Raw genomic sequence first — 6,200 nt, 5'->3', positions numbered from 1 at the left:
GCGAAGCTCTCGGCCAGCGCCAGGAACTCGCCCAGGCTGTCCCAGCGCAGGTAGTTCTCCTTGACCAGCTGCTGGACGTGCTTGGGCGCCGACCCGCCGGCACCGGTCTCGAACAGGCCGCCGCCGTTGATCAGCGGAACCACCGACAGCATCTTCGCCGACGTGCCTACCTCGAGGATGGGGAACAGGTCGGTGTTGTAGTCGCGCAGCACGTTGCCGGTGACCGAGATGGTGTTCTTGCCCTGCCGGATGCGCTCCACCGACACCTTGGTCGCCTCGATCGGGGAGGCGATGGTGATGTCCAGCCCGGTGGTGTCGCCGACGAGTTCCGGGTCGCTCAGGTAGGTCTCGACCTTGGCGATCAGGTTGCGGTCGTGGGCGCGGCTGTCGTCCAGCCAGAAGATCGCCGGGTCGCCGGTGGCGCGGGCCCGGGTGACCGCCAGCTTCACCCAGTCGCGGATCGGGACGTCCTTGGTCTGGCAGGCGCGCCAGATGTCGCCCGGCTGGACGGCATGCTCGATCAGCACGTCGCCGGCGCGGTTGACGACGCGCACGGTGCCGGCCTGGCCGATCTCGAAGGTCTTGTCGTGCGAGCCGTACTCCTCGGCGGCCTGCGCCATCAGCCCGACGTTGGGCACCGAGCCCATCGTCGCCGGGTCGTAGGCGCCGTGGGTGCGGCAGTCGTCGATGACGGCCTGGTAGACGCCGGCGTACGACGAGTCGGGAATGACCGCCAGGGTGTCGGCCTCGTTGCCGTCCGGGCCCCACATGTGGCCGCCGATCCGGATCATCGCGGGCATGGAGGCGTCCACGATCACATCGGACGGCACATGCAGGTTGGTGATGCCGCGGTCGGAATCGACCATCGCCAGCGCCGGGCCGTCGGCCAGTTCCTGCTCGAAGGACGCCTTGATGGCGGCGCCGTCGGGCAGCGCGTCCAGGCCGGCGAGGATGCCGCCCAGACCGTTGTTGGGGCTCAGCCCGGCCGCGGCCAGGGCATCGCCGTACTTCTCGAAGGTGGTGGGGAAGAACGCTCGCACCACATGGCCGAAGATGATCGGGTCGGAGACCTTCATCATGGTGGCCTTCAGATGCACCGAGAACAGCACGCCGGCGTCCTTGGCGCGGGCCACCTGCTCACCCAGGAAACGCTCCAGTGCCTCGGCGCGCATCACGGTGCCGTCGACGACCTCGCCGGCCAGCACCGGAACCGACGCCTTGAGCACGACCGTCTCGCCGCCGTCGGACGGCACCAGCTCGATCCGCAGCTCGTCGTCGGCCTCGACCACCACCGACTTCTCGTTGTGCCGGAAGTCGTCGGCGTCCATCGTCGCGACGTTGGTCTTGGAATCGGGGCTCCAGACACCCATCGAGTGCGGGTGCTGCCGGGCGTAGTTCTTCACCGACTCGGGGGCGCGGCGATCGGAGTTGCCCTCGCGCAGCACCGGGTTGACCGCGCTGCCCTTGACCTTGTCGTAGCGGGCCTTGATGTCGGCCTCGGCGTCGTCGGCCGGGGTGTCGGGGTAGGCGGGCAGGTCGTAGCCCTTGCTCTGCAGTTCGGCGATGGCGGCCTTGAGCTGCGGCATCGACGCGCTCACGTTGGGCAGCTTGATGATGTTGGCGTCCGGCGTCTTGGCCAGCTCACCGAGCTCGGCCAGCGCGTTCGGCAGCCGCTGCTCCTCGCGGAGCCGCTCGGGGAACAGGGCGATGATGCGTCCGCCCAGGGAGATGTCGCGGGTCTCCACCTCGACCCCGGCGGCCCCGGCGTAGGCCCGGATGATCGGCAGGAAGGAGTACGTCGCCAGCAGCGGCGCCTCGTCGGTATGCGTGTAGATGATCGGACTCATCGTGACCCTTCATGCCTGGAGGTTGCGGACGGCAGGAGACTACCAATCACACCCGGGCCCACTGCGCCGCTGGTCAGCCGTCGATCGTGCTCATGTCGCCGTACCGGGCGCCCGCCACCTCGTCGCGGGGGACGGCCTCGGTGAGCTCGGTGAGGTCGTCCTCGGACAGGCTCACCCGCAATGCGGCCGCGTTCTCGACCAGGTAGCGGACCCGCTTGGTGCCCGGGATCGGCACGATGTCGTCACCCTGGGCCAGTACCCAGGCCAGCGCGAGCTGTCCGGGTGTGCAGTCGTGCCGGTCGGCCAGGTCACGGACGCGGCTCACCAGCCCCAGGTTGGTTTCCAGCGCGGTTCCCTGGAAGCGGGGGAAGTAGGTGGTGTTGCGGCTGTCACCCGCGGCCAGCGACTCGCTGGTGACCCGGCCGGTGAGCAGCCCTCGACCCAGCGGCGAGTAGGGCACCAACCCGATGCCCAACTCGCGCAGCGTCGGCAGGATGACGTCTTCGACGTCGCGGGTGAACAGGGAGTACTCGGTCTGCAGCGCCGTGATCGGATGCACCGCATGGGCTCGGCGAATGGTGTCGGCCGACGCTTCGGAGAGCCCCAGGAAGCGCACCTTCCCGGCGTCCACCAGTTCCTTCATGGCGCCGACGGTCTCTTCGATCGGCACGGTGAAGTCGACCCGGTGCTGGTAGTAGAGGTCGATGTGGTCGACGCCGAGCCGCTGCAGGGAGGCGTCGCAGGCGGCGCGGACGTACTCGGGCCGTCCGTTGACTCCGAGCCGGGTGCCGTCCGGGAGTCGCTCGTTGCCGAATTTGGTGGCTAGTTGCACCTCGTCGCGGCGTCCGTGGATCGCCTCGCCGACCAGTTTCTCGTTGGTGAACGGGCCGTACATGTCGGCGGTGTCGAGGAAGGTGACGCCGAGATCGAGCGCGTGCTGGATGGTCGCGACGCCGCCGGCGTGATCGGGGGTTCCGTAGAACTCCGACATGCCCATGCAACCCAGGCCGAGCGCCGAGACGGTCAGTGCCGCGGCGTCCGAGCCGAGGGTGCGGGTGGGGATCTGTGTGGTCATGTCTCCAGCCAACACCCGCGGGGCCGCGTGAGGAAGTGGTACGGAGGGACGGTTCTTTTCGTTCCAGAATTGGGACGGGGGGACGGTTCTTTTCGTTCCATTCGGCACGAGAAGAACCGTCCCTGTGTGCCACTCAGCCGCCGAACGGCACCAGGAAGCGTCCGATGGCCACGAAGGCGGCCAGCACGAGCAGCACGGCAGCCGGGGTGAAGGCCTCGTGACGCCGCAGATGGACGACGACCGCACCGATCATGGTGGCGGTCAGGCCGAGCGCGGCGATCGGGACGAGGACGGGCAGGATGCCGGTGACGGCGGGCAGGATCAGCCCGAGCGCGCCCAGGATCTCCAAGCTGCCGATGGTCTTCACCATGCCGCTGGAGAAGTCCTCGGTCCAGCTCATTCCGGAGGCGGCGAGCTGCTCCTTGCTGCGGCTGAGCTTCATCGCGCCGGCGCCCAGGAAAGCGAGAGCGAGTAGTCCGGCAACGATCCACAGAGCGATGTTCATGGTTGTGATTCCTCGTTTCTAACTTTAAATATGAAGTAAACGGTACTGCCGGTTACTTCAAGCTTCAAGTCAATAGGAGGGCGCTGGGTGGCTGCCCGGGGGAGGCGTGCTGAGCTACCATGCCGACGTGGACGACACGGCCGAGGCGCAGTGGCTGGACGCCGAGGAGCGGGCGGCCTGGCTCAGTCTGGTCGGATTGCTGATGCGGCTGGGGCCGGCGCTGGACGCCCAACTGCGTCGCGATGCGGGGCTCACCCTGTTCGAGTATTCGGTGATGGCGGGTCTGTCCGAACAACCCGAGCGAACGATGCGGATGAGTGAGCTGGCGGCGGTGGCCGAGGGGTCGCTGTCCCGGTTGTCCCAGGTGGTCGCGCGGCTGGAACGCAAGGGTTTCGTGCGACGCGCGGCCGACCCGTCCGATGGTCGCTACACCCTCGCCACGCTCACCGACGACGGCTGGACGGCGGTGGTCGCGACCGCGCCGAGTCACGTCGCGGAGGTGCGCCGGTTGGTGCTCGACCCGCTCACCCGCGGCCAGATCAAACAACTCGGCGCGATCGGACGCCGGATCGGCGACGTTATCGACCCGAACGGAGCCTGCCCTCCCGCCTGACGCCCCTTCTGCCCGGAAGTGGACCAGTGGAGGTGGAACGAAGGGACGGTTCTCTTCGTACCGAATGTGGAACGAAAAGAACCGTCCCTCCGTCCCACTCTCAGCGAAGCGGGCGGACGCACCAGAAAGTGTCGGTGGCGGTTCTTACGCTCGCGGCCATGATCACCACGCTCGCCGTGCACGGCTATCGATCGCTGCGGGACGTCGTGCTGCCGCTGGAACGGTTGACGGTTGTCACCGGCGCCAACGGGGTCGGCAAGTCGAACCTGTACCGGGCCTTCCAACTGCTCGCCGACACGGCGTCCGGGCGGTTCATCGGCTCGATCGCGGCCGCCGGCGGCTTGTCGTCGGTGCTGTGGGCCGGGCCGGAGCAGATCTCCGCCGCCATGCGGCGCGGCGAAGTGCCGATCCAGGGCACCGGGTCACGCAAGGCGCCGATCAGCCTGCAGCTCGGTTTCACCACCGACGACCTCGGCTACCTGATCGATGTCGGCCTACCGGTTCCGGAGTACCCGCCGTCGATCTTCGGACGCGATCCGATCATCAAGCGCGAAATCATCTGGGCTGGTCCGATGCTGCGGCCGGCAGCCACCCTGCTGGAGCGGACGGCGCGCGGCGTCCGGGTCGCCGAAGATGCCGGACGCGCCTCGAACCGCGCCTCCGGTCACATCGAGGTGGGCCTGCCGCCGTGGGCGAGCGTGCTCGACGAACTGGTCGACCCGATCCACCGGCCGGAGGCGACCGCCGTCCGCGACGTGGTGCGCGGGTGGCGGTTCTACGACAGCTTCCGGGTCGATCCGGACGCCCCGGCGCGGCTGCCGCAGGTGGGCACCCGCACCGAGGTGCTCGCCGCCGACGGCCAGGATCTGGCGCCCACGATCGCCACCATTGTGGAATCGGCCTGGGAAGGACCGTTCCGGGAGGCGATCGCCGACGCCTTCGCCGGCACCCGGGTCGCCATCGCCGACCAGGCCGGGCGGTTCGAACTCGAACTCCACCAACCCGGCCTGCTGCGGCCGCTGACCGGGCGGGAGCTCTCCGACGGCACGCTGCGCTACCTGCTGCTGGCCGCGGCCCTGTTCAGTCCACGCCCGCCGGGCCTGATGGTGCTCAACGAGCCCGAGACGTCGCTGCATCCCGACGTGCTGCCGGCGCTCACCCGGCTGATGGTGCGGGCCGCCGAGCGCACCCAGCTGGTGGTGGTCAGTCATTCCCGGCCGTTGGTCGAGGCGTTGGCCGAGGCGGGCGCGTTGCACCACGAGCTGGTGAAGCCGTACGGGGAAACCGAGGTCGACGGCCAGGGACTGCTGAGCCGTCCGACGTGGCATTGGGGTCGTCGATGAGCGGCGCGATAGCCTCGCCCGGTGAGCGAGTACCCCGCGGTTTCCTACGTGATGCCGGTGCTGAACGAACAGCGGCACCTCGCCGACGCGGTCGCCGCCGTGTTGGCGCAGGAGTACCCGGCCGAGGCCGAATTGGTGCTGGCGCTGGGAGCCTCCACCGACAACACGACGGCGATCGCCCACGAGCTGGCCGCCGGCGACGACCGGATCATCCTGGTCGACAACCCCCGCAACGACATTCCGGTCGGGCTCAATCTGGCCATCCGGGCCAGCCGGCACCCGATCGTGGTGCGGGTGGACGCGCACGCCGAACTGCCGGCCGGCTACACCCGCACGATGGTCGATCTGCTCAACGAGCACGGTGCGGTCAACGTCGGTGGTGTGATGCACGCCAAGGGACACACGCCGTTCCAGTCCGCGGTGGCCCGGGCCTACAACTCACCGTGGGGTTTGGGCGGCGGGCAGTACCACGGGGCGAAGAAGGCGGGGCCGTCCGACAGCGCCTACCTCGGGGTGTTCCGCCGTGAGGTGCTCGACCAGGTCGGCGGCTACGACGAGTCGCTGCGCCGCGCCGAGGACTGGGAGCTCAACTCGCGCATCCTCGCCGCTGGGCACCTGATCTGGTACACCCCGGACGTCGCCGTCACCTACTGGCCGCGGGCCACCCCGGCGAGCCTGCGCCGGCAGATGTTCGCCACCGGGGCCTGGCGCGGCCACCTGGTCCGCGAGCAGCGGTTCCGCACGCCGCTGAAGTACCTCGCCCCGCCCGTGGTGGTGCTGGCGCTCGCGGCGTCCGGACTGGTGGCGGTGGCCCGGT

The 6,200-nt window shown here is 69.1% G+C and carries 6 protein-coding genes; 3 read left to right on the top strand and 3 right to left on the bottom strand.

The window, feature by feature from the left end; all coding sequences use genetic code 11:
- From QM624_RS17430 to QM624_RS17420, 3 genes are all read right to left on the bottom strand, one after another.
- The coding region (locus tag QM624_RS17430; RefSeq protein ID WP_415094163.1) for an NADP-dependent isocitrate dehydrogenase at positions 1-1,847 on the bottom strand (1,847 nt) is incomplete at its 3' end.
- A 73-nt stretch (positions 1,848-1,920) separates the two neighbouring features.
- The gene (locus QM624_RS17425) at positions 1,921-2,922 is read right to left on the bottom strand and encodes an aldo/keto reductase (RefSeq protein ID WP_415094161.1); all 1,002 of its coding nucleotides are present in this window, start codon (positions 2,920-2,922) and stop codon (positions 1,921-1,923) included.
- 133 nt (positions 2,923-3,055) lie between these two features.
- Positions 3,056-3,427: a DoxX family protein gene (locus QM624_RS17420; RefSeq protein WP_415094159.1), complete on the bottom strand. Its 372-nt coding sequence runs from the start codon at positions 3,425-3,427 to the stop codon at positions 3,056-3,058.
- Positions 3,428-3,554: 127 nt separating this feature from the next.
- Between QM624_RS17420 and QM624_RS17415 the strand changes: the two genes are divergently transcribed.
- The 3 genes from QM624_RS17415 to QM624_RS17405 all read left to right on the top strand — a co-directional run.
- Complete coding sequence (locus QM624_RS17415; protein ID WP_415094157.1) at positions 3,555-4,040, top strand: MarR family winged helix-turn-helix transcriptional regulator; 486 nt, start codon at positions 3,555-3,557, stop codon at positions 4,038-4,040.
- A 158-nt stretch (positions 4,041-4,198) separates the two neighbouring features.
- Positions 4,199-5,383 (top strand): AAA family ATPase, encoded by a 1,185-nt coding sequence (locus QM624_RS17410; RefSeq protein ID WP_415094155.1) that lies wholly within the window; start codon positions 4,199-4,201, stop codon positions 5,381-5,383.
- A gap of 21 nt (positions 5,384-5,404) precedes the next feature.
- A partial coding sequence (locus tag QM624_RS17405; protein WP_415094153.1) for a glycosyltransferase family 2 protein occupies positions 5,405-6,200 on the top strand: 796 nt, incomplete at its 3' end.

The sequence above is a fragment of the Micropruina sp. genome, from assembly GCF_047606365.1.
Taxonomy (GTDB): domain Bacteria; phylum Actinomycetota; class Actinomycetes; order Propionibacteriales; family Propionibacteriaceae; genus Micropruina.
Note: the sequence above shows the minus strand (reverse complement) of the source record. Positions and strands in the feature narration are given on the sequence as shown.